28 protein-coding genes are annotated in these 25,244 nt (G+C 74.1%); 15 read left to right on the top strand and 13 right to left on the bottom strand.

Annotation, left to right across the window (positions count from 1 at the left end):
• Window positions 1-56: 56 nt before the first annotated feature.
• Window positions 57-494 carry an SRPBCC family protein gene (locus H030_RS0111965; protein ID WP_051222388.1) on the top strand — a complete coding sequence of 146 codons (438 nt, stop codon included), beginning with the start codon at window positions 57-59 and terminating at the stop codon, window positions 492-494.
• Here the strand turns inward: H030_RS0111965 and H030_RS0111960 are convergent.
• Both H030_RS0111960 and H030_RS31485 read right to left on the bottom strand, forming a co-directional pair.
• On the bottom strand, window positions 491-931 hold the full coding sequence (locus H030_RS0111960) for a MarR family winged helix-turn-helix transcriptional regulator (RefSeq protein ID WP_027006280.1): 441 nt from the start codon (window positions 929-931) through the stop codon (window positions 491-493). The genes H030_RS0111965 and H030_RS0111960 overlap by 4 nt on opposite strands.
• Window positions 932-941: 10 nt before the next feature.
• The gene (locus H030_RS31485; RefSeq protein ID WP_051222387.1) at window positions 942-2,285 is read right to left on the bottom strand and encodes a glycoside hydrolase family 1 protein; all 1,344 of its coding nucleotides are present in this window, start codon (window positions 2,283-2,285) and stop codon (window positions 942-944) included.
• A 77-nt stretch (window positions 2,286-2,362) separates the two neighbouring features.
• On the opposite strand from H030_RS31485, the gene H030_RS36950 reads away from it, so the two are divergent.
• Window positions 2,363-2,986, top strand: coding sequence for a QsdR family transcriptional regulator (locus tag H030_RS36950; RefSeq protein ID WP_051222386.1), 624 nt, complete (start codon window positions 2,363-2,365; stop codon window positions 2,984-2,986).
• Here H030_RS36950 and H030_RS0111945 read toward each other — a convergent pair.
• The 5 genes from H030_RS0111945 to H030_RS0111925 are packed head-to-tail and all read right to left on the bottom strand — an operon-like array spanning window position 2,983 to window position 6,998.
• Window positions 2,983-4,188, bottom strand: coding sequence for an ABC transporter permease (locus tag H030_RS0111945; RefSeq protein ID WP_027006279.1), 1,206 nt, complete (start codon window positions 4,186-4,188; stop codon window positions 2,983-2,985). The two genes, H030_RS36950 and H030_RS0111945, sit on opposite strands and share 4 nt — an antisense overlap.
• Window positions 4,185-4,862, bottom strand: a complete 678-nt coding sequence (locus H030_RS0111940) for an ABC transporter ATP-binding protein (protein WP_035126139.1) — start codon at window positions 4,860-4,862, stop codon at window positions 4,185-4,187. Before H030_RS0111940 ends, H030_RS0111945 begins: the two co-directional genes overlap by 4 nt.
• A complete protein-coding gene (locus H030_RS0111935; protein WP_027006277.1) occupies window positions 4,859-5,878 on the bottom strand; it encodes a hypothetical protein in 1,020 nt (339 codons plus the stop codon). Before H030_RS0111935 ends, H030_RS0111940 begins: the two co-directional genes overlap by 4 nt.
• Entirely contained in the window at window positions 5,875-6,357 is a 483-nt protein-coding gene (locus H030_RS31475; RefSeq protein WP_035126138.1) for a hypothetical protein, read from the bottom strand. Before H030_RS31475 ends, H030_RS0111935 begins: the two co-directional genes overlap by 4 nt.
• A gap of 8 nt (window positions 6,358-6,365) precedes the next feature.
• On the bottom strand, window positions 6,366-6,998 hold the full coding sequence (locus tag H030_RS0111925; RefSeq protein ID WP_081690712.1) for a M15 family metallopeptidase: 633 nt from the start codon (window positions 6,996-6,998) through the stop codon (window positions 6,366-6,368).
• A gap of 87 nt (window positions 6,999-7,085) precedes the next feature.
• Here H030_RS0111925 and H030_RS0111920 point away from each other — a divergent pair, with 87 nt between their 5' ends.
• From H030_RS0111920 to H030_RS39685, 6 genes are all read left to right on the top strand, one after another.
• Window positions 7,086-7,766, top strand: coding sequence for a response regulator transcription factor (locus tag H030_RS0111920; RefSeq protein ID WP_027006275.1), 681 nt, complete (start codon window positions 7,086-7,088; stop codon window positions 7,764-7,766).
• Window positions 7,759-8,835 (top strand): sensor histidine kinase, encoded by a 1,077-nt coding sequence (locus tag H030_RS0111915; RefSeq protein ID WP_027006274.1) that lies wholly within the window; start codon window positions 7,759-7,761, stop codon window positions 8,833-8,835. The genes H030_RS0111920 and H030_RS0111915 overlap by 8 nt, the downstream gene beginning before the upstream one ends.
• Window positions 8,832-9,602, top strand: a complete 771-nt coding sequence (locus tag H030_RS0111910; protein WP_027006273.1) for an SDR family NAD(P)-dependent oxidoreductase — start codon at window positions 8,832-8,834, stop codon at window positions 9,600-9,602. Before H030_RS0111915 ends, H030_RS0111910 begins: the two co-directional genes overlap by 4 nt.
• 10 nt (window positions 9,603-9,612) lie before the next feature.
• On the top strand, window positions 9,613-10,185 hold the full coding sequence (locus H030_RS0111905) for a hypothetical protein (protein ID WP_027006272.1): 573 nt from the start codon (window positions 9,613-9,615) through the stop codon (window positions 10,183-10,185).
• 3 nt (window positions 10,186-10,188) lie between these two features.
• Entirely contained in the window at window positions 10,189-10,593 is a 405-nt protein-coding gene (locus H030_RS0111900; RefSeq protein WP_027006271.1) for a nitroreductase family deazaflavin-dependent oxidoreductase, read from the top strand.
• A gap of 69 nt (window positions 10,594-10,662) precedes the next feature.
• Window positions 10,663-12,168 carry a hypothetical protein gene (locus H030_RS39685; protein ID WP_196809094.1) on the top strand — a complete coding sequence of 502 codons (1,506 nt, stop codon included), beginning with the start codon at window positions 10,663-10,665 and terminating at the stop codon, window positions 12,166-12,168.
• Here H030_RS39685 and H030_RS0111890 read toward each other — a convergent pair.
• Window positions 12,165-12,920 carry an FAD:protein FMN transferase gene (locus tag H030_RS0111890; RefSeq protein ID WP_027006269.1) on the bottom strand — a complete coding sequence of 252 codons (756 nt, stop codon included), beginning with the start codon at window positions 12,918-12,920 and terminating at the stop codon, window positions 12,165-12,167. The genes H030_RS39685 and H030_RS0111890 overlap by 4 nt on opposite strands.
• Window positions 12,921-13,010: 90 nt before the next feature.
• Between H030_RS0111890 and H030_RS31470 the strand changes: the two genes are divergently transcribed.
• Both H030_RS31470 and H030_RS31465 read left to right on the top strand, forming a co-directional pair.
• On the top strand, window positions 13,011-14,459 hold the full coding sequence (locus H030_RS31470; RefSeq protein WP_051222384.1) for a ferric reductase-like transmembrane domain-containing protein: 1,449 nt from the start codon (window positions 13,011-13,013) through the stop codon (window positions 14,457-14,459).
• A gap of 15 nt (window positions 14,460-14,474) precedes the next feature.
• Window positions 14,475-15,050, top strand: coding sequence for an FMN-binding protein (locus tag H030_RS31465; RefSeq protein WP_051222383.1), 576 nt, complete (start codon window positions 14,475-14,477; stop codon window positions 15,048-15,050).
• Window positions 15,051-15,066: 16 nt separating this feature from the next.
• Here the strand turns inward: H030_RS31465 and H030_RS0111875 are convergent, their stop codons facing one another.
• Genes H030_RS0111875 through H030_RS0111860 form a run of 4 tightly spaced genes read right to left on the bottom strand, consistent with a single transcriptional unit; the run spans window position 15,067 to window position 17,940 of the window.
• Complete coding sequence (locus tag H030_RS0111875) at window positions 15,067-15,411, bottom strand: STAS domain-containing protein (protein ID WP_196809093.1); 345 nt, start codon at window positions 15,409-15,411, stop codon at window positions 15,067-15,069.
• 8 nt (window positions 15,412-15,419) lie between these two features.
• Complete coding sequence (locus H030_RS31460) at window positions 15,420-16,319, bottom strand: CHAD domain-containing protein (RefSeq protein WP_051222382.1); 900 nt, start codon at window positions 16,317-16,319, stop codon at window positions 15,420-15,422.
• Between the two features lie 43 nt (window positions 16,320-16,362).
• Complete coding sequence (locus tag H030_RS0111865) at window positions 16,363-16,788, bottom strand: hypothetical protein (RefSeq protein ID WP_027006267.1); 426 nt, start codon at window positions 16,786-16,788, stop codon at window positions 16,363-16,365.
• Window positions 16,789-16,797: 9 nt separating this feature from the next.
• Window positions 16,798-17,940: a carboxylate-amine ligase gene (locus tag H030_RS0111860; protein WP_027006266.1), complete on the bottom strand. Its 1,143-nt coding sequence runs from the start codon at window positions 17,938-17,940 to the stop codon at window positions 16,798-16,800.
• Window positions 17,941-18,060: 120 nt separating this feature from the next.
• Between H030_RS0111860 and H030_RS0111855 the strand changes: the two genes are divergently transcribed.
• The 4 genes from H030_RS0111855 to H030_RS36945 all read left to right on the top strand — a co-directional run bounded on the left by H030_RS0111855 (window position 18,061) and on the right by H030_RS36945 (window position 21,819).
• Window positions 18,061-18,273: a dodecin gene (locus tag H030_RS0111855; RefSeq protein ID WP_027006265.1), complete on the top strand. Its 213-nt coding sequence runs from the start codon at window positions 18,061-18,063 to the stop codon at window positions 18,271-18,273.
• 254 nt (window positions 18,274-18,527) lie between these two features.
• A complete protein-coding gene (locus H030_RS0111850; protein WP_027006264.1) occupies window positions 18,528-20,987 on the top strand; it encodes an esterase-like activity of phytase family protein in 2,460 nt (819 codons plus the stop codon).
• A 61-nt stretch (window positions 20,988-21,048) separates the two neighbouring features.
• On the top strand, window positions 21,049-21,285 hold the full coding sequence (locus H030_RS0111845) for a hypothetical protein (protein ID WP_027006263.1): 237 nt from the start codon (window positions 21,049-21,051) through the stop codon (window positions 21,283-21,285).
• Between the two features lie 3 nt (window positions 21,286-21,288).
• Window positions 21,289-21,819 carry a hypothetical protein gene (locus H030_RS36945; protein ID WP_051222381.1) on the top strand — a complete coding sequence of 177 codons (531 nt, stop codon included), beginning with the start codon at window positions 21,289-21,291 and terminating at the stop codon, window positions 21,817-21,819.
• Here the strand turns inward: H030_RS36945 and H030_RS0111835 are convergent.
• A complete protein-coding gene (locus H030_RS0111835; protein WP_027006262.1) occupies window positions 21,797-23,584 on the bottom strand; it encodes a thiamine pyrophosphate-requiring protein in 1,788 nt (595 codons plus the stop codon). The two genes, H030_RS36945 and H030_RS0111835, sit on opposite strands and share 23 nt — an antisense overlap.
• Before the next feature lie 45 nt (window positions 23,585-23,629).
• On the opposite strand from H030_RS0111835, the gene H030_RS0111830 reads away from it, so the two are divergent.
• The gene (locus tag H030_RS0111830) at window positions 23,630-25,222 is read left to right on the top strand and encodes an FMN-binding glutamate synthase family protein (protein WP_027006261.1); all 1,593 of its coding nucleotides are present in this window, start codon (window positions 23,630-23,632) and stop codon (window positions 25,220-25,222) included.
• The last annotated feature ends 22 nt before the right edge of the window (window positions 25,223-25,244 follow it).

Raw genomic sequence — 25,244 nt, 5'->3', positions numbered from 1 at the left:
AGCCGGTGGCGACGGGGCGCCTTGACAATCCGTACGATCGTACTAACAATACGCGTATGCCTACTATCTCCTCCTCCCCAGAGCAGCTCGGCATCGTCGACTCCCGCCAGATCGCCATCGCCGCTCCCCGCGAGGCCGTCATCACGATCCTCGCCGACGCGACGCGCCTCCCGGACTGGGCGCCGAACTTCGCGCAGTCGGTGCAGCGCGACGGCGAGCACTGGCGCGTCGACACCGGCGCGGGCGAGCTGCTGATGGAGGTCGTCGTCGACCACGACCTCGGCACCGTCGACCTGATCCGCCCCGGAGACCCGTCGCTCGGCGCGAAGATGCGCGTGCTCCACAACGGCGCGGGCAGCGCGTTCGTGTTCTCGATCGTCTTCCCGGCCGGCGCGCCGGACGAGGCGATCGCCGCGCAGATGGCGACGATCGAGGAGGAGCTGGTGACCGTGCGCGGGCTCGCCGAGGCGAGCGCGGCGGCCGCCGCGGCCTAGGCCTCGTCGCCGCTCGGGCCGCTCGCGAGCCGCGCGAGCGCGCCCGGCAGCGCGGCGCGCTCCTTGGCCGGGAGGGCGGCGAGCAGCTCGTCCTCCATCGCGCGGATGTCCTTGACGACCGCCGCGTGGCGCCGCCTGCCGGCGGGCGTGATCCGGACGAGGTAGGAGCGGCGGTCGGCCGGGTCGGCCGCGCGGGCGACGAGGCCCTCGGCCTCCAGCTTGTCGAGCAGCCGGACGAGCCGGGTCTTGTCGTAGTGGATGGCCTTGGCCAGCGCCAGCTGGTTGCCGTCCGGCCCGCGCGCGACCCGCGTCAGCGCGATGTACTCCCACATCGTCAGCCCGTGGCGCTCGAGGATGGGCTCCTCGGCGGCGATCAGGCGTCGCGTGATGCGGGCGAAGAGCGCCCCGAGATCGTCCTCACGCGGGGCGTCCGGCACGCCGCCAAGCCTACCCGCGCGCGGCCGCCGCCCGGCAGGTCGCCTTGTCGGCCGCGGCCACCGCGGTCGTCTCGCAGTTGGCGGCCTTCGGCTTCAGCGACAACCTGTAGGTGCTCGGCACGCCGCGGTCGCGCACGACCGCGCGGAACACCGGGACCGCCGCCGTCGGGCGGCGCTTCAAGCTGGGGTCCTTGTCGACGTCGACCCGGTAGAGGCCGAAGCGCGGCGTGTAGCTGCCCCACTCATAGGAGTCGGTCAGGCCCCAGTACAGGTAGCCGAACACGGGCACGCCGGCCGCCCGCGCGCGCTGGACCCAGTAGACGGTGTCGGTCAGCGCCCTGGACCGCGACACGCCGTCGGCGCGCGTGCCGTTCCTGGTCGGCATCCCGTTCTCGCTGATCAGGATCGGCTTGGACGGGTAGCGCGCGTGCATCTGGCGCAGCGCGGTGTAGATCCCGAACGGGTCGAGCGCGATGTTGTAGGACGTGCCCGCCGAGATGTTCAACAACGTCCTGGCCTGGTCGTAGGCCGGGTAGTAGTAGTCCAGCGCCAGGTAGTCGAGCTTCCCGGCGACCGCGTTGGTGAAGGGGTCGGTCGCGAAGCTCGCCAGCGCGCCGTTGCCCGGCCACGCGTAGTTCGACGACACCTTGGCGCCGGGCGACCCCTTGTGGATGATGTCGTAGGCGCGGTCGTGCGCCGCGATCAGGTTGGCCCGGACCTGCTGGACCTGCACCGGGTTGAGGTCGTTGTTGCCCTGCTCGACGAACTCGTAGAAGAACTCCTCGTTGAACGTGAGCCAGAGGTGGACCTGCGTGCCGAGGCGGTCGACGACCTCCTGCGTCATCGCCGCGAAGTCGTCGACGGTCCTGGTGCTCGTCCAACCGCCCTGGTCCAGGACCCACTGCGGGTAGTCCCAGTGGTTGAGCGTGATCAGCGGCTGGATGCCCTTGGCGCGCATCGCCCGGACCACGTTGGTGTAGAACGCCAGGCCCTTGGCGGAGAAGACGCCGGGCCGCGGCTCGACGCGCGTCCAGTTGATCGAGATCCGGTAGGTGTTGACCCCGAGCCCGGCGGCGAGGCCGATGTCGGAGCGGTAGCGCGTGTAGAAGTCGACCGAGTTCCTGTAGGCCTCTTTCGGCGACGCCGCGCCCGGCCTGGAGTCGCGGGCGATGTAGGTGTTCCAGTTGGCGCCGGTCGTGTGGCCCTCGCTCTGGAACGCCGAGGCGGAGACGCCCCAGAGGAAGCTCCTGGGCAGCGGCCTCGGCGGCGCGACGATGAACTGCGCCGACGCGTTCGCGGCGGCGCAGCACAGCGCGACCAGCAGCAGGAGGACGAGCGACGTGACCCGGGACATGGGCGGGCACCGTAGCCGAACGTGACACAGAAGCGCAAGTGTCACATGTCGAGACAACGGTGCTGTAGTGTCACCTCGTGCCCGTCGACGACCTCACGCCCGCCGCCCGCGAGGCCCTCGCCGCCGCCCCGCCCGCGCCGCGGCCGACGCCCGGCGCCGCCTTCGCGCTGGCGCGCGACTGGGTCCGCGCCGGGCGCCGCCTCGACATGGCCGCCTTGGCCGCCGCGCTCGGCGTCTCCCGCAACACGCTCTACCGCTGGACCGGCGACCGCGACCGCCTGCTCGGCGACGTCGTCTGGGCCGACCTCGCGCTGATCGCCGACGCCAGCTCGGCGAGTGCGACCGCGCCGCCCGGCGTCGCCCGGATCGAGCAGGCCTGCCACCGCTTCCTCGACCTCGTCTCCGACCAGTCGGCGGTCCGGGCGCTGCTGGCCAACGAGGGCGCGTCGGGCCTGCGGCTGCTGACCGCGCCACGCGGCCCGATCCGCCCGCGCCTGGTCGCGCGGCTGGCCGCCGAGATCGAGGCCGACGTCGCGGCGGGCGCCTACGCCGCGCCCGCCCCGCCGCCGGTGCTCGCCGACGGGATCGTCTCGCTCGGCGAGCGCTTCCTGCACCACGGCGGCGACCCCGAGCTCAACCCGGACCCGGCGAGCGCCAAGACCATCGTGTCGCTCCTGCTGCGCGAGGACGAGCGTCGCTAGACCGTCCGCAGCGCGACGGTCGGCGGGAGGCGCGAGGCGCGCAGCGCCGGGAGCAGGCCCGCGACCGCGCCGATCAGCAGCGCGGCGCCGATGCCGCCGGCCCAGGCCTGGGGCGGGATCACGACCGCCCAGCCCTTCGTGCTCGCGTAGATCGCGGTCGCCGCGGCGCCCGCCAGGACGCCCACGACGCCGCCGATCACCGCCAGCAGGATCGACTCGGCGAGGAACTGCGTGCGGACCTGGCCGCGGGTCGCGCCGAGCGCGCGGCGCAGGCCGATCTCCGACCGGCGCTCGAGGACCGAGATGATCATGATGTTGGCGACGCCGACCGCGCCGACGATCAGCGCGACGATCCCGAGGCCGAGGAACAGGCTGTCGAACGCGCCCGCCGCGGCGGCGCGCGCGGTGAGGACGTCGGACGGCTGGCTGACGTCGGCCTCGTCGGGCGCCTGCGGGTCGGCGGTGCGCGCCAGCAGCGCCTGGACCGCGGCCTCGTGGCCGGTCGCGGCGCGCACGTAGATCGTGCTCGGGGTCAGGTTGTAGGTGTTGAGGTAGGTGCGCGCGGCGGGCGCGCCGACGAACGCGCTCGTGTCGACGTCGGGCGCCAGCGGCGCGTGACGCAGGATCCCGGCGACGCCGAACCACTGCCCGCCGAGCCAGATCCGGCGGCCGGGCAGGACGCGGTCGATCCCGAGCTGTGCCGCGGCGCCCGCGCCGAGCACGACGACCGGCTCGCGCGCCGTGCCGGCGTTCAGCCACGCGCCGCGCGCGACGCCGGTCCCGAGCACCGCGGGCAGGCCGAGGCTCGCGGCGCGGACCGTGATGCCGCCGCTGTCGGCGGCGGGGATCAGCGGGCTGCGGTAGACCCTGGCGTCCTTGAGCTGCGCGGTGGCGGCGACCGCCGAGACGTCGTGCAGCAGGCCGATCCGGGCGGGTGCCTCCTGCGGGAGCCGGGCGGGCGCGCCGGTCAGGCTCTCCCCCGCCTCGACGGTCAGGAGGTTCGTGCCGAGCCGGTCGATCTCGGCCAGCAGCCCGGCCTGCGAGGACGACGACAGGCCGAGCACGGCGACGATCGCCGCGGTCCCGATCGCGATGCCGAGCGCCGACAGCGCGGCGCGCAGCGGGCGGGCGCGCAGGCCGGTGCTCGCGACGCGCAGCGCGTCGCGCGGGGCCAGGCGCTGGGCCGCGGCCGCGCCGCTCACGCGACCACCTGGCCGTCGAGCATCCGGATCCGCCGCGGCAGCGCGTCGGCGAGCGCGCTGTCGTGGGTGATCATCACGATCGTCGCGCCGTCGTCGTTGAGCTCGCGCAGCAGCGCCATGATCGACGCGCCGGTCGCGCTGTCGAGGTTGCCGGTCGGCTCGTCGGCGAGCACGATCGCGGGGCGGCCGACGAGCGCGCGGGCGATCGCGACGCGCTGGCGCTCGCCGCCGGAGAGCTTGGTCGGCTTGAAGCCCGCGCGGTGCGTGAGGCCGACGCGTTCGAGCGCCTCGCCGGCGCGCGCCGCGCGCTCGGGCGCCGCGACGCCCGCGTAGAGCAGGCCGTCGGCGACGTTCTCGCGCACGGTCGCGTGCTCGGCGAGGAAGAACTGCTGGAAGACGAACCCGATCTCCCGCGCGCGCAGGCGCGAGAGCGCGCGGTCGTCGAGCCCCGCCGCGTCGACCCCGCCGATCCGGACGACGCCGTCGCTCGGCCGCTCCAGCGTGCCCATCACGTGCAACAACGTGGACTTGCCCGATCCGGACGGACCGACGATCGCCACCAGCTCCCCGCGCGCGACCGCGAACGACACGCCGCGCAGCGCGGGCACCGGCGGGTCCGACCCGTACACCTTGGTCACGGCGTCCAGTTGTAGGACATGCTCGGCCGCGGTCATCCGGCCGGGACCACCACGCGGTCACCCGCGCGCAGCGCACCGTCGACCTGGACGCGCCCGGCCGCGGTGTCGAACAACCCCAACTTGACGGCGACCTGGTCACGGCGCCCGCCGGGGCGCACGACCTCGACCGCGTAGCCGCCGCCGTCGCGGCCGGCCAGCGCGGTGACCGGGACGCTGAGGACGTCGTCGACGCCGTGCGTCGTGACGTCGACCGCGACCGGCGCCTGGTCGAGCCCGCGCGCCGCGCGCGGGCGGTCCAGCGCGATCGACGCCGGGATCGTCGCGTCGCCCGCGCGGGTGACGACCGCGCCGAGCCGCGTCACGCGCCCGCGCGCGGTGCGGTTGTCCGGGAGCGTGATCCGGACGCGGTCGCCGGCGGCGACCGCGCCCTGCCGGGAGGCGTCGAGGCTCGCCGCGACGCCGAGCGTGTCGGACGTCGTGCCGAGCACGACCGCGCCGGGGCGGGCGGGCGCGCCGAGCTGCGCGGCGACCTTGGCGATCCGGACGCTCCCCGGCAGGACGACCGCGGCGCCGAGCGGGAGCGTGCCGGTGATCTTCATGTCCTTGCGGCGCTGCAGCCGTTGCAGCGCGCGCCGGGTCCGCTCCGTGAACGCGGTGCCGTCGTGGACGCGCAGCGCGCGGTTGAGCACGCGGACGTCGCGCCCGTGGTCGCCCAGGCGCAGGGTCCGGTAGGCCGGGACGCCGCCGCAGAGCAGGAGCACCGGCGCGTCGTCGACGCGGTAGAGCGTGCCGCCGCAGCCGACGGTCGCGCCGGCCGCGGGCAGCGCGGTGTAGGTCCCGCGCGCGCGGCCGACGACGTCCGGTTGCGCGGCGCGGGTCAGGATCCCGGTCAAGGACACCATGTCGTTCAGCGCGCCGCGCGTCACCGGCGCGGTGCTGACCGCGGGCTCCTGCGCGGCGGCGGCGCTGTGCCCGCCGGAAGCGGACACGGCCACGGCGATCGCCACCGCCGCGACGGGCACGGCCGCCGCGACCACCCAGCGCGGTCTCACCGCTTCGGCCCGTACGCGGCGCACTTGGCGGTCGCGGCGTTGAGGATCGTCATGCCGCCGGGCCGGTTGGCCGACGGGATCTTGTTGGTGTCGATGACCGGCTCGCCGTTGACGGGGTCCGGGAAGTCCTTGACGCCGTGCGCGCGGATGCACGCGGCGAACCTCAGCGTCCTCGACTGCTGCGCCGGGGTCCGCCTCGCGCTCAGCGTCCCGGGCGGCTGCCAGGCCCTGCAGGCGCTGACGGCCCTCGTCCAGACGACGCCGCTGACGCTGATGCCGTAGTCGAAGTCGTTGTCCTTGTTGGGGTCCGGGAAGTCGGCGACGCCGTGCGTGCGCATGCAGGCCGAGAACCTGACCGCCCTCGCACGCGCCAAGGTCGCGGACCCGGCCGTGCTCGCGGAGCCGTCGCCGGACGAGCCGCAGCCCGCGGCGGTCAGGGCTACGAGCGCCAAGATGATGGGGAACGTGAGCTTGTTCATGGGGTTGGTCACTTCTGCATCCGTGGGTCGTGGGTGGGGTCGGCGTACATCTGCGGGCAGCCTTGGGTCGCCGCGCCGTCGCGCAGCTCGTAGTGCCAGGGCTCGTTGGCGTAGATCTGGCAGAGGCCGTAGGCGGCGCCGTGCTGGGCCAGCCAGGAGTCGGCGGCGGTCGGCCCGACGTCGACCGCGTCGCCGGAGACGTGCGCCGAGGTCGTCCCGGTCGCCACCCAGCGCGCGGCCTCCTGCTCGGAGCCGTACTTGGCGACCGCCTGCCTGCGCAGCTCGTCCTCGTAGGCCGGCGAGCGCCAGCCGCTGTTGACGACGAACCTGATCGCGCCCGCGTCGGTGGCCGCGCGGCGCAGCGCGCTCAGCAGGTCCGGGTCGAGCCTCGTGATGCCGGGGTAGTTGTCGTCGAACACCGAAGCGTCGTCGGGCAGCGCGCCGCCCGCGGTGCCGAGCGCACCGCTGCCGGGCTCACGGTGGAAGTGGTCGCCCGCGGCGACGGTCAGCTGCCGGGCGAGCGTCGTCGGCGACGGGATCGGCGGCGGCGAGCGGTGGCCGATCAGCGCTGCGACCGCGCCGAGGACGGCGAGCAGCGCGGCGGCGCGGCGTCGGCGGATCCGGGTCCGGTGGTAGGTCACGCCGCGCAGTGAACGGGTGCGGGCGTTGCGGCTCCGTATGACGTTTTCGATATGCCGGCGATATACGCGGCCCGTAGCCTTGACGGCATGCGCGTGCTGCTCGTCGAGGACGAGCCCTACATGGCGGACGCGATCCGCGACGGCCTGCGCCTGGAGGCGATCGCCGCCGACGTCGCCGGCGACGGCGACACCGCGCTGGCGCTGCTGACCGTCAACAGCTATGACATCGCCGTGCTCGACCGCGACATCCCGGGGCCGAGCGGCGACGAGATCGCGCGCCGGATCGTGGCGTCGGGCAGCGGCATGCCGATCCTGATGCTGACCGCGGCCGACCGGCTGGACGACAAGGCGTCGGGCTTCGAGCTGGGCGCCGACGACTACCTGACCAAGCCGTTCGAGCTGCAGGAGCTGGTCCTGCGGCTGCGCGCGCTGGACCGCCGCCGCGGCCACAGCCGCCCGCCGGTCCGGGAGCTCGCGGGCCTGCGCCTGGACCCGTTCCGGCGCGAGGTCTACCGCGACGAAAAGTACGTGGCGCTGACCAGAAAGCAGTTCGCAGTGCTTGAGGTCTTGATGGAGGCCGACGGTGGCGTCGTCAGCGCCGAGGCGCTGCTGGAGCGCGCGTGGGACGAGCACGCCGACCCGTTCACCAACGCGGTCCGGATCACGGTGTCCGGGTTGCGCAGGCGGCTCGGCGAGCCGTGGCTGATCGCCACCGTGCCCGGCGCGGGGTACCGGATCGACACGACGGGTGGTGCTGACCGTGGCTAGAGCGCGCGGCCTCAGCGTCCGGATGAAGCTGACGCTCAGCTACGCGGGGTTCGTGATGCTCGCGGGCGCCGTGCTGCTCGTCGTCGGCTACTTCTCGCTGTCGCGCGGCGTGCACCCCGGCGTGCTGTTCCTGGCCGAGAGCCACGGCGCGCTCTGGCGCTCGTTCGCGCCGATGGCCGCCGCCGTGATGGGGTTCCTGCTCGTCTTCGGCCTGGCCGGCGGGTGGCTCCTGGCCGGCCGCGTGCTCGAGCCGCTGGACCGGATCACGGCCGCGACGCGCGTCGCGGCGACCGGCTCGCTGGCGCACCGGATCGCGCTGCCCGGTCGCAGCGACGAGTTCCGCGAGCTGGCCGACGCGTTCGACACCATGTTGGCGCGGCTCGAGGCGCACGTCGCCGAGCAGCAGCGCTTCGCCGCCAACGCGTCGCACGAGCTGCGCACGCCGCTGGCGATCACCCAGACGCTGCTGGAGGTCGCCGCCAGGGACCCGGCACGGACCGCGGCGGGCGACGGCGAGCTGGTCGAGCGCCTGCACGTCGTCAACAGCCGCGCGATCGACCTGACCGAGGCCTTGCTGTTGCTCAGCCGCGCCGACCAGCGCGCGTTCGCGCGCGAGCCGGTCGACCTGTCGCTGGCCGCCGAGGAGGCGACCGAGACGCTGCTGCCGCTGGCCGAGGAGCGCGGGATCGCGGTCGAGACCGCCGGTGGCGCGGCGCCCGCGCTCGGGTCCTACACGTTGCTCCTGCAGCTGACGACCAACCTGGTGCACAACGCGATCGTCCACAACGCGGGCGACGGCCGGGTCTGGGTCACGACCGGCGGCGACGGCGACGGGCACGTCGAGTTGACGGTGGAGAACACCGGCCCGGCGTTGTCACCGCAGTTGGTCGCGACGCTCGCCGAGCCCTTCCGCCGCGGGACGGCGCGGATCCGGACCGACCACGCCGGCGTCGGCCTCGGCCTGGCGATCGTCAAGAGCATCGCCGAGGCCCACGGCGGCACGCTGACGCTGACCGCCCGCCCGGGCGGCGGCCTGCGCGCGACCGTGCGGCTAGCCTCGGAGGCATGAGCAGCCTCGAGGGCAAGCGCGCGTTCGTCAGCGGTTCGACGCAGGGGATCGGACGGGCGATCGCGGAGCGCCTCGCCGCGGACGGCGCGCAGGTGTGGGTCAACGGGCGCGAGGAGGGCAAGGTCGGCGCGGTCGCCGCCGAGCTCGGCGTCTCCGGGATCGCGGCCGACGTCTCGACGCCGGAGGGCGTGGCGGCGGTCGTGGCCGAGCTGCCCGAGATCGACGTGTTGGTCAACAACCTCGGGATCTTCGCCGCGACGCCGCTGCTGGAGATCGAGGACGACGCCTGGCAGCGGTTCTGGGACGTCAACGTGATGTCGGCCGTCCGGCTCTCGCGCGCGTACGCGCCCGGGATGCGCGACCGCGGCTGGGGCCGGCTGTTGTTCCTGGCCTCGGACTCCGCGGTCGTGACGCCGACCGAGATGGTGCACTACGGCGTGACGAAGACCGCGCTGCTCGCGGTGTCGCGCGGCTTCGCGCAGACGTTCGCCGGGACCGGCGTGACCGCCAACACCGTCATGGCCGGCCCGACCCACACCGAGGGCGTCGAGGACTTCGTCCGCTCGCTCGTCGGCGACGAGCTGCCGTGGGACGAGGCGCAGCGGAAGTTCATCGCCGAGCACCGCCCGACGTCGCTGATCGGCCGCCTGATCGAGCCCGCCGAGATCGCGTCGCTCGTCGCCTACCTCGCCTCCGAGGAGTCCTCGGCGACGACCGGCGGGGCGCTGCGGGTCGACGGTGGCTACGTCAACCACATCCTGCCGTAGCCTCCTCGGCATGCCCCTTCCCCACCCCGGCAGGATCACCCTGCGACGCGGCGGCGACGGCAGCGTCCGCATCAGCGGCGAGCCGGACCGCTCGCCGCACGTCGTGCGGGCCACGACCGCGCTCGCCCAGCTCAAGAGGCTCGCCGAGGCGCCGGAGGCCGAGCCGATCGACGTCCAGCTCGTCGTCCAGGTCAGCGACGCCGCGGGCTACGCGCGCTGGCGCGACGCGCGCGAGAGGACCTGGCGCGCCGAAGGCGGCAGCTTCACGACCTCCGGCTGGCCGCGCAGGCTGCCGGAGGGATCGCGCGCCGCGGTCCTGCTGCCGCTGCCCTACGGGGCGTCCACAACCGCCGGCGCGAAGACGCCCCGCGTCATCGCCGACCCGCTCTTCAGCACACGCCCGACCGACGACGGCTCGACCGCCGACGACGTCGCCCTCGGCCTGGTCGCCGAGTGGCTGCGCCAGGCCGGGACCGGCACCCGCCCCCTCCGCCCCGCTCCACCGCTCCTGCACGACGGCACCAGCGAGCGCCGCGTGCTCGACCTCGGCCTGATCTGGCCGCTGCCCGCAGCGTCGGCCTAGCCCATGCCCAAGGACATCAACATGTCCCGCATGCCCGCCTGGCTGCCGGCGTTCAACGAGCGGGTCAACAACCCGGTGCAGAGGTTGTGGGCGCCGTACCTGCCGCCCTACGCGCTGATCGTCCACACCGGCCGCCGGTCGGGCAAGACCTACAAGACGCCCGTCCTGGCCCAGCGCGACGGCGACGCGCTCGCGATCGCCCTCCCCTACGGCGCCGGCGCGCAGTGGGTCAAGAACGTCCTGGCGGCCGGTGGCGCGGAGGTCGTCCGCGGCGGTCGGCACTACGCGCTCAGCGCGCCCCGCGTCGTCAGCGACGCCGCGCCCGGCGAGCTGCCCGGCGCCATGCGCCGCGCCTCGCAGCGCATGGGCGTGCTCACCGGACGGCTGGAGCCGGCGGCGAAGACCTGATCGCACGGTGCAGGGCGCAGGGCGTCCAGCGCCATTTCGCTACGCCGCGAGGTCCCTTAGCATTCGGGCGTGCGCTCCGTTCCCGTGGCCGTGCTGGCCGTCCTGTCCACGCTCGCCTTCACCGCCTCCGCCGCGGCCGCCGACCCGGTCTCCGTGACCTACGCCGGCGGCCAGGTCGCGATCTCCGGGACGGCGGGCGCCGACGCGCTGACGCTCACCGCCGGCGGGCAGGCCGGCGTCGTCTACGTCCGCAACGACGCCAACACCGGCTTCGCCGCGGACCCGTCGGGCGTCTGCACGGCCACCCAGCAGCTGCTGCACTGCGACCTCGCCGGGCACGCGCTGCCGACGACGGCCGACGTGGTCGCCGGCCTCGGCGACGGCGCCGACACGCTGACCGTCCAGCCGGGCGCGACCGGCGTCGGGACCGTCACCGCGACCTACGCGAGCGCCCTCAGCGCGCTGACCTACACGGGCGGGACGCCGGCGTCGGCGACCGTCGCGGGCGTCACCGACACGCTGTCCGGCGTCGGGCGGATCGTCGGGACGCCGTTCGCCGACAGCTTCACGGGTGCCGCCCCGGCCGAGGCGATCGTCGCGGGCGCGGGCGACGACCACGTCGACGTGACCGCCGGTGGCGGCGCGGCCGACGCCGTCGACTGCGGCGACGGCACCGACACGCTGCTTGCGCGCGCGGGCGTCGACACGTGGACGGGCTGCGAGATCGTCAACGGCGTCGACACGACGACCGGCGCCGCGCCCGGGCCGACGCCCGATCCCACTCCCGCGCCCGCCCCGGCACCCGCTCCGGCCCCGGCGCCCGCTCCCGCCCCGGCGCCTGCCGCGCCCACGATCACCGGCACGAAGCCCCAGCTGCAGTCCGGCGGCAGGATCGCGATCGACTTCACGTGCCCGTCCGGCTGTTCCGCGGGCACCACCGTGGTCCCGCAGCCGCCGCCGACCCCGTGGACGAAGACCGTCACGAGCAGCAGGCTCGCGAACGCGACCGTCAAGCAGGTCGCCGCCGCGCTGGCCGGCCAGAGGCCGACGCTCGGCGACGCCCAGAGCCTGCTCAAGCAGCTGGAAGCGGAGAAGTCCACCGCCGATGCGGGCGAGGCCGGCTCGGCCGACGACGCCGCGCAGGCCCAGGTCGAGGCGATCAAGGCGATGATGGCAGCGATCCTCGCCTTCCTCGCCGAGCTGAACCAGCAGAAGGTCCAGCAGATGCAGACCACCATGCAGCGGGTGGCCGGCGACGTCCACACGCCCTTCGACCCGCTCGTCAGGACCAAGGCCACCAGGTCGACCGCGACCGCGTCGGCGGCCGTCGCCAGGCGCAGGCCCGCGTCGGCCTCGGTGCAGTGGCTGCTCAAGCGCACCGCGCTGGCACTCCCCGCGCTGAGGACCAAGCTCCGCGCGACCGGCACGCCCGGCCACTACCGCGCGACGATCACGGCGCCGTCCTGGCTGCGCGGCGTCGGCCGCGTCCTGCGCAAGGGCCACGTCACGACGCTGCCCGTCGTCCTCCAGGTCGGGACCAGCAGGGTCCGCGTCACGCTTCCGCTCCCGCGCTAGGCGACGGCGGGTGGGAAGCCGGGTGTCAGCAGCACACGGTCCGGAGCCAGGACCGTCATCGCCTCGTAGCCGTCGGCGCTGAGGCCGAGGGTCCACTCGGGGCCGGCGGGGCCGAGGGCGAAGGCGGCGGTCGAGTAGGCGTCGGCCAGGCCCAGGTCGGGGCCGACGACCGTGACCGACAGGACGCCCTCCGGCGCCGCGCCGGTCGCGGGATCGACGAGGTGGTCGCCGCGCTCGTAGAGGCCGGACGTCGCGACCGCCGCGTCGGTCAGCGCGAAGGCGCGGGCGATCGCCTGCGGGTCGCGCGGATGGCGGATGCCGATCCGCCACGCGTCGTGCGGGAGCGCGCCGCCGCGCACCGCGCAGTCGCCGCCCGCGTTGAGGCAGAAGTCGGTGAGGCCCGCGGCAGCCAGCAGGTCGGCGCCGCGCTGGGCCGCCCAGCCCTTGACGAGCGCGCTCGGGTCCAGCCGCCCGCGCGCGCGGGCGTCGAACGCGCCGCCGGTCTGCGCGCGCAGGCGCTCGCAGCGGTCGAGGATCTCGCGGACATCGGGGCTCGCGTCGGCGACGTCGAGCTCGCCGCGGTCGATCCGGACGATCTCGCTGTCGTCGCGGTAGGGGCTGAAGCGCGCGTCGGCGTCGTGCAGCCAGGCGACGAGCCGGTCGGTCGCCGCACGGGCGCGCGCGGGCGCGGCCCCGCGGACGTCGAGCGAGACCGCGGTGCCCATCACGTGCTCGACATGGACGTGGCGCACGGGCTCAGGATCGGCGCCGATCCTGAGCGAGGGCTGAGAGCGCTGCCACGCTCAGCGTCCGCTCAGGGAGACGCGGCATCTTGAGCGCCGATGGAGAGCCTGTGGGTCGACCACCGCGAGCCCGAGGCCGCCCCGGCAGCCGCCGCGGCGCCGCCCGAGGCCGCGCCCGCCGCCGCACCGGCGCCCGTCGCGGCCGAGCGGCCCCGCCGCCGCCTGCCCGCGCGCCAGCGCCCGCGCGCCGTCGACGCGCTGGCCGTCGCCGCGGGCCTCGGCCTCGGCGCGACGCTCGCGCTCGGCGTCAACGCCGAGTCGGCCGGCTCGCTGCGCGCCGCCGGCGGCTGGGCGACCGCGGGCGGGCGCCTCGCCGGGCTGGGCGCCGCCTACGCGATGCTCGTCGTCGTCGTGCTCGTCGCGCGCTGCCCGCCGCTGGAGCGCGCGGTCGGCCAGGACCGCCTGGTCGCCTGGCACCGCAGGCTCGGCCCGTACCCCCTCTACCTGCTCTGCGCGCACGCGACCCTGATCGTCGTCGGCTACAGCCAGGCCGCGCACGACGGCCTGCTGCACCAGCTCGGCCAGCTGATCTGGACCTACCCCGGGATCCTCGCGTCGACCGTCGCGTTCGTCCTGCTGATCGCCGCCGGCGTGACGTCCTACCGCAAGGCCCGTCGCCGTCTCGCCTACGAGACGTGGTGGTCGGTGCACTTGTACACGTACTTGGCGTTGTTCCTGGCCTTCTCGCACCAGGTCGACACGGGCGAGTCCTTCGTCGGCCACCCGTGGGCGAAGACGTGGTGGACGGCGCTGTGGATCGGCGCGCTGGTCCTGGTCGTCGGCTGCCGCGTCGCGCTGCCGCTCTGGCGCTCAGTGCGCCATCAGGTCAAGGTCGTCGGGATCCATCCCGAGGGCAAGGACATGTACTCGATCCTGCTCGAGGGCCGGCGCCTGGACCGCCTGCCGATCGCCGGGGGCCAGTTCCTGCAGTGGCGCTTCCTGCGGCGCGGGCTGTGGTGGCAGGCGCACCCCTACTCGCTGAGCGCCGCGCCGACCGGGCGCCACCTGCGGATCACGGTCAAGGACCTCGGCGACCACTCGCGCGCGCTGGCGTCGCTCGCGCCCGGGACGCGCGTGGCGATCGAGGGGCCCTACGGCGCGTTCACCGCCGACGCGCGCCAGGGCGACATGGTGGTGTTGATCGGCGCGGGCGTCGGGATCACCCCGATCCGGGCGCTGCTGCAGGAGCTGCCCGAGCGCGGCGTCGACGTCGAGGTCGTGCTGCGCGCCTCGGCGCCCGGCGACGTCGTGCTCGCCGACGAGGTCCGCAGCCAGGTCGCCCGCCGCGGCGGGCGCGTCCACGAGCTGGTCGGGCCGCGCGAGCAGGTCCCGCTGGACGCCGCCGCGCTGCGCGCGCTGGTCCCGGACATCGCCCAGCGCGACGTCTACCTGTGCGGGCCGGACGGCTTCTCGGAGCACGTCGCCGCGCAGGCGCGGCGCGCGGGCGTCGCCAGGGACCGCATCCACCACGAGTCGTTCGCCCTCTAGGAAGAGACCAAGGACATGAAGTTGCGTCGCGCACCCCTCGTCATCGCCGCCACCGTCGCGGGCATGGCCGCCGTGCTGAGCTTCAAGCCGCACGAGCCGTCGCTGCCCTCGGCGACCGCCGCCACGCCGCCGGAGCCGTCGTCGGGCGGCAGCAGCAGGAGCAGCAGGAGCAGCAGCAGCAGCAGCTCCAGGATCACCAAGACCGTCACCGGCAACGCGATCGCCACGCGTTACGGCAACGCCCAGGTCAAGGTCACGATCAAGGACGGCAGGATCACCGCCATCCAGGCGCTGCAGCTGCAGGCCAACGAACCCAAGTCGGTCCAGATCTCCGGCCAGGCCGAGCCGATCCTCCAGCAGGAGGCGCTGCAGAAGCAGTCGGCCGCGATCGACGCCGTCTCCGGCGCCACGATCACCTCGGCGTCCTACGAGGCCTCGCTGCAGTCCGCGCTCGACAAGGCCGGCTTCAGGGCCGCCGACGGCTCACGCGGCACCTCGACGATCCCGGACGTCGAGGAGCACGACGACCACGGCGGCCCCAACGGCGGCGACGGCGGCGTCCCGCCCGGCTTCACGCCGCCGCAGGGCTGAGCCCGGGCGCCGCGCCTCAGCGGCCGAGGACGTCCTCGACGCTGGCGGCCAGCGGCAGCGTGAGGTCGAGCGCCGTGAGGCGGAGCGTCTCGCGCACCGGTCCGGCGGCGCCGGCGATGACGAACTCGTAGCCCTCCTCGCGCGCCCGGCGGTGCTCGGTGAGGATCGACTTCAGGCCGGTCGAGTCGGCGAAGATCAGCTGCGCGGCGTCGAGGATGACGATCTGCGGCGGCTTGGACAGCGCCGCCAGCGCGGCGTCCAGCTCGGCGCGGGTGTTGAGGTCCAGCTCGCCCGCGAGGCGGACCACGTGGGCGGTGTCGTCGCTCTCGACGGCGATGGTGAGGGTTCCTGGTGCGGGCACGGCCGACATCATGACGCCGGAGCCAGCGGCGCGCTGCGAGCGGTGCCGAGGTAGCGGGTGAAGCGGCGCCGGAACGCCTTCGGCCGCTCGGCATAGAGGCGATGGCCGAGCCGGAACGCGTCGGCCTGCAGCGCGGCGCGGCGCTCGTCGATGACGTCCAGCAGCGCGGGCAGGGCGAGCGCGGGGTCGCTGCACAGCAGCTCGCGCAGGACCGCGAGGTCGTGGTCGTCGCCGAGCAGCTCGGAGAGCTCCTTGGTGGCCTTGGCCTGCGCGGGCAGCAGCTCCGGGAACGTGTCCTTCAACAACCGCTGGTGGTACCAGAGGTCCTTGACGCGCTTGCGCCACTGGTGGAAGTCCTCGGCCTCGCCGGACCTCTCCGCCTGCCTCATCGCTGCGCGACCGCGCGCGTAGGCGGTGGCGATGGCGGACGCGACGTCGCCGTCGCCGATCCGCAGCGGCCAGCGCTCGGCCCGCGCCGCGGCGGCGCCCAACCGCTCGACGGCGCCCGCGACGTCCGGCGCGGCGTCCTGGGCGGCCGCGGCGCCGCGCTCGGCGACGACCGCCCGGACCCCGTCGAACGCGGCCTCCGGGACCTGACCGGCCGCGCGCTCGCGCAGCCCGTCGAGCGTCTCCAGCAGCACCTGCGCGTCGCGCGCGGCCGACAGCGAGCGGCCGGTGTCGCGCAGCGCGTCGTTCTCGCGCCGGTAGGCCTTGTCCTTCAACCCCGGCCGCGCGAGCCGCAGCAGCGCGCGCGTCTTCTTGATGTCCTTGCGCGCGCCGTGGATCGCCGCGCCGCGGTCGGCGGACGCGTCGCCGAGACCGTCCGCGGCGTGCTCCAGCCGCGCCGCGGCGACCGCGCGGATGTCGTCGTCCAACGGGCGGTCCCAGTCCAGGCGGTAGCGGCTCATGGCCCTCGGTGTTCCCACTGCGCCCCCGCGCATACGCGCGGGCTCAGGGCGTCGCGTCGTGGCCGGGCGCGCCGTGCGTGCGGCGGCGCTCCTTCATCTCGGCCTCGTGGACGTGCCGGCGCCCATCGGTCAGCGCCTCGCGCAGCGCGCGCTCGTGGGCGCGGAAGACCGACCAGTAGCCGTCGTCGAACTCCTCGACGACCTGGAACGTCCAGCGCCCCGGGATGACGTTACGCCCCAACAGCTCGTCGCGCAGCGGCGCCGCGAGGTCGTCGCGGCCGAGGTCCTCGAGCCCATGTAGGACATCGTCCAGCTTGAGATCCGCTTCACCGATCAGCTGGTGGAAGGCGTACAGGTGGCCGCGTGCGCGCTCGACGACCTCCAGCGCCTCGCTCATGTCGCCCGCCGCCACGACCGCGGCATCGGGCGCGCCGTCGGGCCGGGCGTGCGCGTCGTCGAGGCTGCTCACACCGCCGCGCTACCCACGATCCGGCGCGGCCCATGCGCCGGGACCGGGGACGCCGGCGACGTCCAGGAAGTGCTCGGCCAGCGACGCGGCCAGCCCGTGCGGCCCGGCGAGGCGGGCGCGCTCGTGCGGCGGGTCGTCGAGGCGCGCAGCGGCGGCGGCCAGCTCGGCCGCGCAGCTCAGGCGCGCGGCGGCGGGCTCCAGCTCGCGCAGCAGCTCGCCGATGTGCTCGCGCGTCGCACGCACGCGGCCGCTGCGGACATCGGTCCAGCGCCCGCAGACGCCGTGGCGCGCGGCCGACCAGCGGTTCTCGGCGATCTTCCAGCTCTCGGCCGGTGCCTGCAGCTCGCCCGCGTCGTGGCGCGCGCCGAGCGTCTCGGCCAGCGCGTGGATGACCGCGGCGAGCGCGGCGCTGCCGGCGGTGGTCGCCTGCGCGTCGGCGACGCGGACCTCGAGCGTGCCGTGGACCGGGTGCAGCCGCGCCTCCCACCACCAGCGCGCGTCCGGGAAGGCGGCCGCGTTGCCGCCCCAGCCCAGCGCCCGGGCGTAGTCGTCCCAAGCGGCGAAGGCGGGCGGGATCCCCTGGCGCGGGAGCAGCTCGGCGAGCTTGGGGCGGACCGACGCCAGGCCGCTGTCGCGCCCCTCGTAGAACGGCGACGCCGCGCCGAGCGCGGCGATGACCGGCAGGTGCTCGCGGATCGCGTTGTAGACGGCCAGCGCGCGCTCCGGACCGTCGATCGCGACGTGGACGTGGAGGCCGAACGCCAGCTGGCGGTGGGCGACCGCGGCGTACTCCTCCCGCAGCAGGTCGTAGTGCTCTCCGGCGCTGAGCGCTCCGAGACCCGCGGCGAACGGGTGCACGCCAGCGCCGCCGAGCAGCGCCAGGCCCTCCGCGGCGCGGACCGCCTCCCGCCGCGCGTCGAGCAGCGCGGCGGCCGCCGCGGGCACCGAGGCCTCCGGCGCTCCGGCGATCTCGAACTGCGCGGCGGGCAGCTCGGGCTTGAAGCGCGGGTCGCCGTCCAGGCGCGCGAGCACGGCGGCGGCGCGCGGCGTGAGGTCGAGCGTGTCCGGGTCCAGGAGCATCAGCTCCTCCTCGAGCCCGACGGTGCCCGACCGGCCCACGGCGAAGGCGGCGCGCAGCGCGTCGGGGTCCATGGCGCTGTCCTACCCGCCGCGTGGCCCCGAGGACACGCGGGCTCACGCCCCGGCGCGCCTACGCGCCAAGACCGCCGCCCGCCGGGATGACCGGCGCCGCCCGCGGGCAGGGTCCGGCCCATGGCAGAGAACGACACCTACAAGATCGTCGAGCTGGCCGGGACCTCGCCGGACGGCGTCACCGAGGCGATGCGCTCCGGCGTCGAGCGCGCGAACGCGACGCTGCGCGGCGTCGACTGGATCGAGGTCACCGGGATCCGCGGCCACGTCGAGGACGGCGAGATCGCCCACTTCCAGGTGACGATGAAGATCGGCTTCAAGCTGGAGAGCTGAGGACAACGCGCCCCAACTCGTGTGCATGCGGGCGGGGCCGCCGGGTAGCGGTGCTTTGAACCCGGCGCCCGCCACGAGAGGGCGGCCCCCGAACCCCGGGCCGCCCTCTCGTGCGTGGCGCCCGCGGAAGCGCCGGTCGAGCGATGTCCGGACCGCGGACACCGAACGTTCACGTTTGACCCCGCGCTGATGGGAATGGGAGGGGCGTCTTGGCTCTGCCCTCTCTCCCGACGCCTTCCAAGGAGGCATCTCCCGTGCGACGCTCCCTCGTCTCCGCCGCGGCCACCGCCGCGGCGGCCGCGCTGATCGCCGCGGCACCCGCCGCCGCGCATCGCGGTCCGCACCACCACCACCACCACCACCCGAAGCCCCCGCCGCCGCCCGCCGCCGGGTCCTCCACCCTGCTCGGCCGCGCCGTCCTGCCCGCGCAGACGTTCGCCCCCGGACCGTCGTCGGGCAACTACATCACGGCGGCCAACGGCATCACGCCGCCGTTCCCGAGCCAGCCCGTGCAGGGCGTCTCGGCGGCGCTGCCGGCCGGCCACGGCCAGTACTGGATCATGCCCGACAACGGCTACGGGTCGATCGAGAACTCCGCGGACTTCAACCTCCGCATGTACCTGATCCAGCCGCGCTACCGGACCGCGCATGGCGGCGCCGGCGACGTCCAGGTCAAGCGCTTCATCCAGCTCCACGACCCCGACCACCGGATCCCGTTCGCGATCGTCAACACGTGGACCAAGGACCGTGTCCTGACTGGAGCGGACTTCGACCTCGAGTCGGTCCAGCGCGCCGACGACGGCACGCTCTGGTTCGGCGACGAGTTCGGCCCGTTCCTGATCCACACCGACGGCGACGGCAAGGTCCTGCACGCGCCGTATCCGCTCCCGGACCCCGACAACCCCGGCCACGAGCTGCGCGCGGCGCAGAACCCGTACTCCGAGGAGTCCTCGGTCCTCCGCGTCATGAACGCGCTGCGCGGCGACGCCCAGCAGCACGGCGACCACAACACGCCGGTCGTCTCGCCCGACTCCGACCTGATCGACGACGGCGACCCGGCGACCGCCGCGCCGCCGCGCGTCACGCCGCCCGCCGGCCTGCCGAGGGCGTCGAGCGAGATCTTCAACATCGCCTCGCTGCACGCCGCCGGCTTCAAGGTGGTGCCCTACACGGTCGACGACGCGGCGACGATGGCCAAGCTGATCGACCTCGGCGTCGACGGCCTGATCACCGACCGCCCGGACCTCCTGCACGACGTCCTCGGCCAGAAGGGCAGGCTCGACGCCGACGGCACGGTCAAGGCCGGCTTCGACGCCGAGGCCCACCGCGGCGGCCGCGACCTGCGCCCGGAGAACACGCTGCCCTCGATGGAGGTCGGCATGGACGAGCTGGCGACGACGCTGGAGACCGACCAGCACCTCACCAAGGACGGTGTCCCGGTCCTGTCGCACGACCCCTACGTCGACACCGGCAAGTGCCGCCGCACCGACGGCACGCCGTACGGCACCAAGGACCAGGTGTTGATCGAGTCGCTGACGCTGAAGCAGCTCCAGTCGCAGTTCGTCTGCGACGGGATCATCCGCACCGGCACGCCGCAGACCAACGACCCCGCGCTCTCCCCCGCCGCCGTGGCGTTCGCCAGGCAGGCGGGCCTGAGCGACCCCTACGTCATCCCGAGCACGCAGCAGCTGTTCGACTTCGTGAAGTTCTACGCCGACTACTACAAGAACTCCGACCCCGCCAAGGCCGCCGAGGCCCAGCGCGTCCGCTTCAACATCGAGACCAAGCTCAACCCGCGCACCGACAAGGACGTGCTCGGCAACGTGTACGCCGACCGGACGCCGTCGCCGGAGGTCATCACCCGCGCGGTCGCGGGCGTGATCGAGCGCAACGGCATGGCCGGGCGCAGCGACATCCAGTCCTTCGACTTCCGGACCCTGCGGATCACGCACCGCGAGTTCCCGGACCTGCCGACCGTCGCGCTGTGGGGCGACACGCCGGCCACCAACGACGCGGTCGACAACGACGGCACCAACCTGCAGCCGCAGGGCGACGAGCCCAACACGCGCTGGCTCGCGGGCCTCTACTGGCCCTACCGCGAGACCGCGCAGGACACGCCGTTCAAGGTCCAGACCAGCGGTGGCTTCGAGTCGATGGCCCTGACCAGCGACCACCGGACGCTCCTGCCGATGCTCGAGAAGCCGCTCGTCGGCGGCCCGGCCGGGCAGACCAAGGCCTACGCCTTCGACCTGCGCACCAAGCGCTACACCGGTCAGACCTACACCTACAACTACGACCCCAAGGGCGTGTCGGTCGCGGACTTCCAGATGGTCGACCGCACCCACGGCCTGACGCTGGAGCGCGACAACACCCAGGGCGACCTGAACGGGTTCAAGGCGCTGGAGCAGGTCACGCTCAAAGGGCCGGGCCGGCCGGTGACCAAGGCGCTCGCCGCCGACCTGATCCACATCTCCGATCCCGGCGGCATCACGCAGCCGACCCCCGGCGACGTCGGCCTCGGGAGCACGTTCGCGTTCCCGTTCCAGACGATCGAGACGATCGTCGTCCTCGACCGCGACCACGTCCTGATCGCCAACGACAACAACTTCCCGTTCAGCCTCGGCCGCCACACCGGCTCCGGAGCGCCCGACGACAACGAGCTCATCGTGCTGAAGCTCGGGCAGCCGGTCTCGGGCAGCGGCAGCGTTGGTTGACGGGTTTGGAGTGCTCAGCGTATGATCGCCCGCGACGGTCTTCGAGACGAAAGGACGCGTTGTGAGTGACGAGGAACGTGCCGCCGGCAAGCTGCCGACGGAACCGGCGACCACGAGCGAGACCGTGGTGCTCGTCCGGTCGCTGCTGGTCGACTGGCAGGTGCTGGACCACCTGCAGACGCACAAGGTCAACGCGGCCGAGCTGCAGCCGTCGATGCGGGCGAACTGCTGCAGGCCCGACGGCGGCACGTGCTGCGTGAACGCCAGGAGGTTCGAGGTCACCGTCGAGTCCGACTGAGCGATGATCACCGACGAGCAACTGCGGGAGGCGTTCCTGCCGCCCGCGATGCTGTCCTACTTCGAGCAGAAGCTCCCCGAGGTGCCACCCGGCGAGGTGCTCGTCCGTGTCGAGGAGACGCTCAAGTTCCTCAACATGGCGACGCACCTCAGCGGCGACATCCCGGTCACGCGCGAGATCGACGACGTCTGGCACCTGTGGATCCTGGAGACGCGCGCCTACTTCGAGCTGTGCGACGCGCTGCACGGGCGGACCTACATCCACCACATGTCGAACGTCTACGCGCGCGCCGCGGGACAGGACGCCGGCGCGCCGGGCGACGACGGCAGCGACGCGTGGCTCGGCCACCAGGTCGCGGCGCTGGCCGCCTACGTCGCCAACTACGGCGACTTCGCGCCCGACCGCGTCCGCTACTGGCGCTTCGCCGCCTCGCTGATCGACGAGCGCGGCATGAGCCTCGACCGCCTCAACGCCTGGCTGCGCGGCGGCCAGGCCGCCGCGCCCGCGGCGCTCAACGGGTCAGCAGCTCGCTGAGCTTGCCGCGCAGCGACTGCTTCATGAACCGCGGGGCGGCCGGGTCGCCCTCGAGGATCGCGTGGCCGATCGCCTTGGCCTGCTCGAACGTGATGTGCGGCGGCAGCGGCGGGACCTCGGGGTCGGTGTGGAACGAGACGACCGCCGGGCGCCCGGCGGCCAGCGCGCGGTCCCACGCCGGGCCGACCTCCTCGGGCGTCTCGACCTGCTCGCCGTGCAGCCCCAGCAACCTCGCGTAGCCCGCGTAGTCGACCGCGGGCAGGATCTGCGACGCGTCGAGCTTCGGGTCGCCGGACATCACGCGCTGCTCCCACGTGACCTGATTGAGGTCGCGGTTGTCGAGCACGCAGATGACGCAGCGCTGGTCGCTCCAGGTCTTCGAGTAGTGCGCGAGGTCGATCAGCGCGTTCATCCCGAGCATCTGCATCGCGCCGTCGCCGACGACGGAGATCACCGGCCGGTCCGGGAACGCGAACTTGGCGGCCAGCGCGTAGGGCACGCCCGGCCCCATCGAGGCCAGCGTCCCGCTGACGATCGCGTCCATCCCGGCCCGGACCTTCAGGTGCCGCGCCCACCAGTCGGTGACCGAGCCGGTGTCGGCGGTCAGGATCGCGCCGTCGGGCAGCCGCGGGCTGAGCTCGTGGTAGACGAGCTGCGGGTTGATCGGGTCGGCCGGGATCTGCGCCTGCTCGTCGAGCACCTTCCACCAGCGCGCGACGCCGTCCTCGATCTCGCCGCGCCACGCGCGGTCCTCCCTGCGCGTCAGCAGCGGGATCAGCGCGCGCAGCGTGTCGGCCGCGTCGCCGACGAGGTTGACCTCCATCGGGTAGCGCGTCCCGATCAGCCGGGCATCGAGGTCGATCTGGACGCCGCGCGCCTTGCCGGGCTCCGGCAGCCACTCGGAGTACGGGAAGCTCGACCCGACCATCAACAGCGTGTCGCAGCCCTCCATCAGGTCATAGGACGGCCGCGTCCCGAGCAGGCCGATCGAGCCGGTCACCCACGGCAGGTCGTCGGGCAGGACCGCGCGGCCGTTGAGCGCGCGCGCCGCGCCGGCGCCGAGCAGCTCGGCGACCTCCGTGATCTCCGCGACCGCGCCCCTCGCCCCCGCGCCGACGAGGATCGCCACGCGCTCCCCGGCGTTCAACACCGCCGCCGCCTCGGCCAAGGCGTAGGAGTCGGGCACGACGACCGGCCTGCGGATCCCGGCGCTCGACGACGGCACCGCGCCGTGGGCGCGCGGCGGCGCGCTGTACGGCAGCTCCTGGACGTCGTTGGGGATGATGATGCAGGTCGGCGAGCGCGTCGCCTTGGCGATCCGCATCGCGCGGTCCAGCAGGTGCGGCGCCTGCTCGGGGACCATGCAGACCTGGACGAACGCGCCCGCGACGTCCTTGAACAGCGAGACGAGGTCGACCTCCTGCTGGTAGTCGGAGCCCAGCGACATCCGCGCCTGCTGGCCGACGATCGCCAGCACCGGCTGGTGGTCGAGCTTGGCGTCGTAGAGCCCGTTGAGCAGGTGGATCGCGCCCGGCCCGGACGTCGCGAGGCAGACGCCGACCTCGCCGGTCAGCTTCGCGTGCGCGGTCGCGGCGAACGCGGCGATCTCCTCGTGGCGCACCTGCGTGAACGCCAAGCGGTCGCCGACCTCGTGGAACGCGCCGGTCAGCCCACCGATCCCGTCGCCCGGGTAGCCGTACACGCGCCTGACGCCCCAGTCGTCGGCGAGGCGGTCGAGGAGGAACTCGGCGGTGGTCTGAGCCATGCAGGTTGCCTACCCAAGCGGCGCGGCGGGTAATGCAGGCTGCCGATGCGTTTTGCCGCCCTGATCCTGTCGATCCTCCTCTTCGCCGCCGCGCTCGCGCTGGCGCTGCTGACCGGCGCGATCGGCTGGATCGTCGTCGCCGTGGTGCTCGCGGTCCCGCTGCTCGTCGGGATCCACGACCTGATCCAGCGGCGCCACTCGATCCTGCGCAACTACCCGATCCTGGGCCACGCGCGCTTCGCGCTCGAGACCGTCCGGCCCGAGCTGCAGCAGTACTTCATCGAGCGCAACTACGACGGGCGCCCCTACGACCGCGACACCCGCACGGCGATCTACGAGCGCGCCAAGGGCCTCAAGGACGAGCAGGCCTACGGGACCGAGCGCGACGTCGCCGAGCCCGGCTACGAGTGGCTCCTGCACTCCAGCGCGCCGGTCGACCCGCCCAAGGACGCGCCGCCGCCGCGCGTCCGGATCGGCGGCCCGGACTGCACCAAGCCCTATGACATGGCGTTGTTGAACGTGTCGGCGATGAGCTTCGGCGCGCTGAGCGCCAACGCGATCACCGCGCTCAACCGCGGCGCGGCCGCCGGCGGCTTCGCGCACGACACCGGCGAGGGCGGGCTGACCGAGCACCACCTCCACGGCGGCGACCTGGTCTGGGAGATCGGGACCGGCTACTTCGGCTGCCGCACCAGGGACGGCGGCTTCGACGAGGCCAAGTTCCGGGACAAGGCCGCGCACGACCAGGTCAAGATGGTGTCGTTGAAGCTGAGCCAGGGCGCCAAGCCCGGGATCGGCGGCGTCCTGCCCGGCCCGAAGGTCACCGACGAGATCGCCAGGGCCCGCGACGTCCCGGCCGGGGAGACGTGCGTGTCTCCCCCGTCGCACAAGGTCTTCTCCACCCCGCGCGAGCTGGTCCGGTTCATCGCGCACATGCGCGAGCTGGCCGGCGGCAAGCCGACGGGCTTCAAGCTCTGCGTCGGCGCGCGCCACGAGCTGCTGGCCATCTGCAAGGCGATGGTCGAGGAGAACGTGACTCCGGACTTCATCACGGTCGACGGCGCCGAGGGCGGGACCGGCGCGGCGCCCGCCGAGTACGAGGACCACATGGGCACGCCGCTGACCGAGGGGCTCATCATGGTGCACAACGCGCTGGTCGGGACCGGCCTGCGCGACCGGATCCGGATCGGTGCCAGCGGCAAGGTCGCCACCGGCTCGGACATCGTCAAGCGCCTCGCCCAGGGCGCCGACTACACCAACGCCGCGCGGGCGATGATGATGGCCACCGGCTGCATCATGTCCCAGCGCTGCCACACGAACGAGTGCCCGGTCGGCGTCGCCACGCAGGACCCCAAGCGCGCCCGCGCGCTCGACGTCGCCGACAAGACGCAGCGCGTGCAGCGCTACCAGGCGGCCACCGTCGCCGAGGCCCAGCGCATGTTGGGGTCCATGGGCCTGCGCGACCCGCAGGCGGTCACCCCGCACAACCTCATGCGCCGCATCGACCACGTCCACACCCGCAGCTACGCCGAGCTGTACGAGTGGCTCGAACCCGACCAGCTGCTCGACGAGCCGCCCGCCGCGTGGGCCGTCGACTGGGAGCGCGCCGACCCGGACGCGTTCGCCCCGCGCCGCTGAGCGCAGCCCGCAGGCGCGGGCA

This window comes from Conexibacter woesei Iso977N (assembly GCF_000424625.1).
GTDB lineage: Bacteria > Actinomycetota > Thermoleophilia > Solirubrobacterales > Solirubrobacteraceae > Baekduia > Baekduia woesei_A.
The sequence above is the reverse complement of the archived record's forward strand: the minus strand, read 5'-3'. Positions and strand labels throughout refer to the sequence as shown.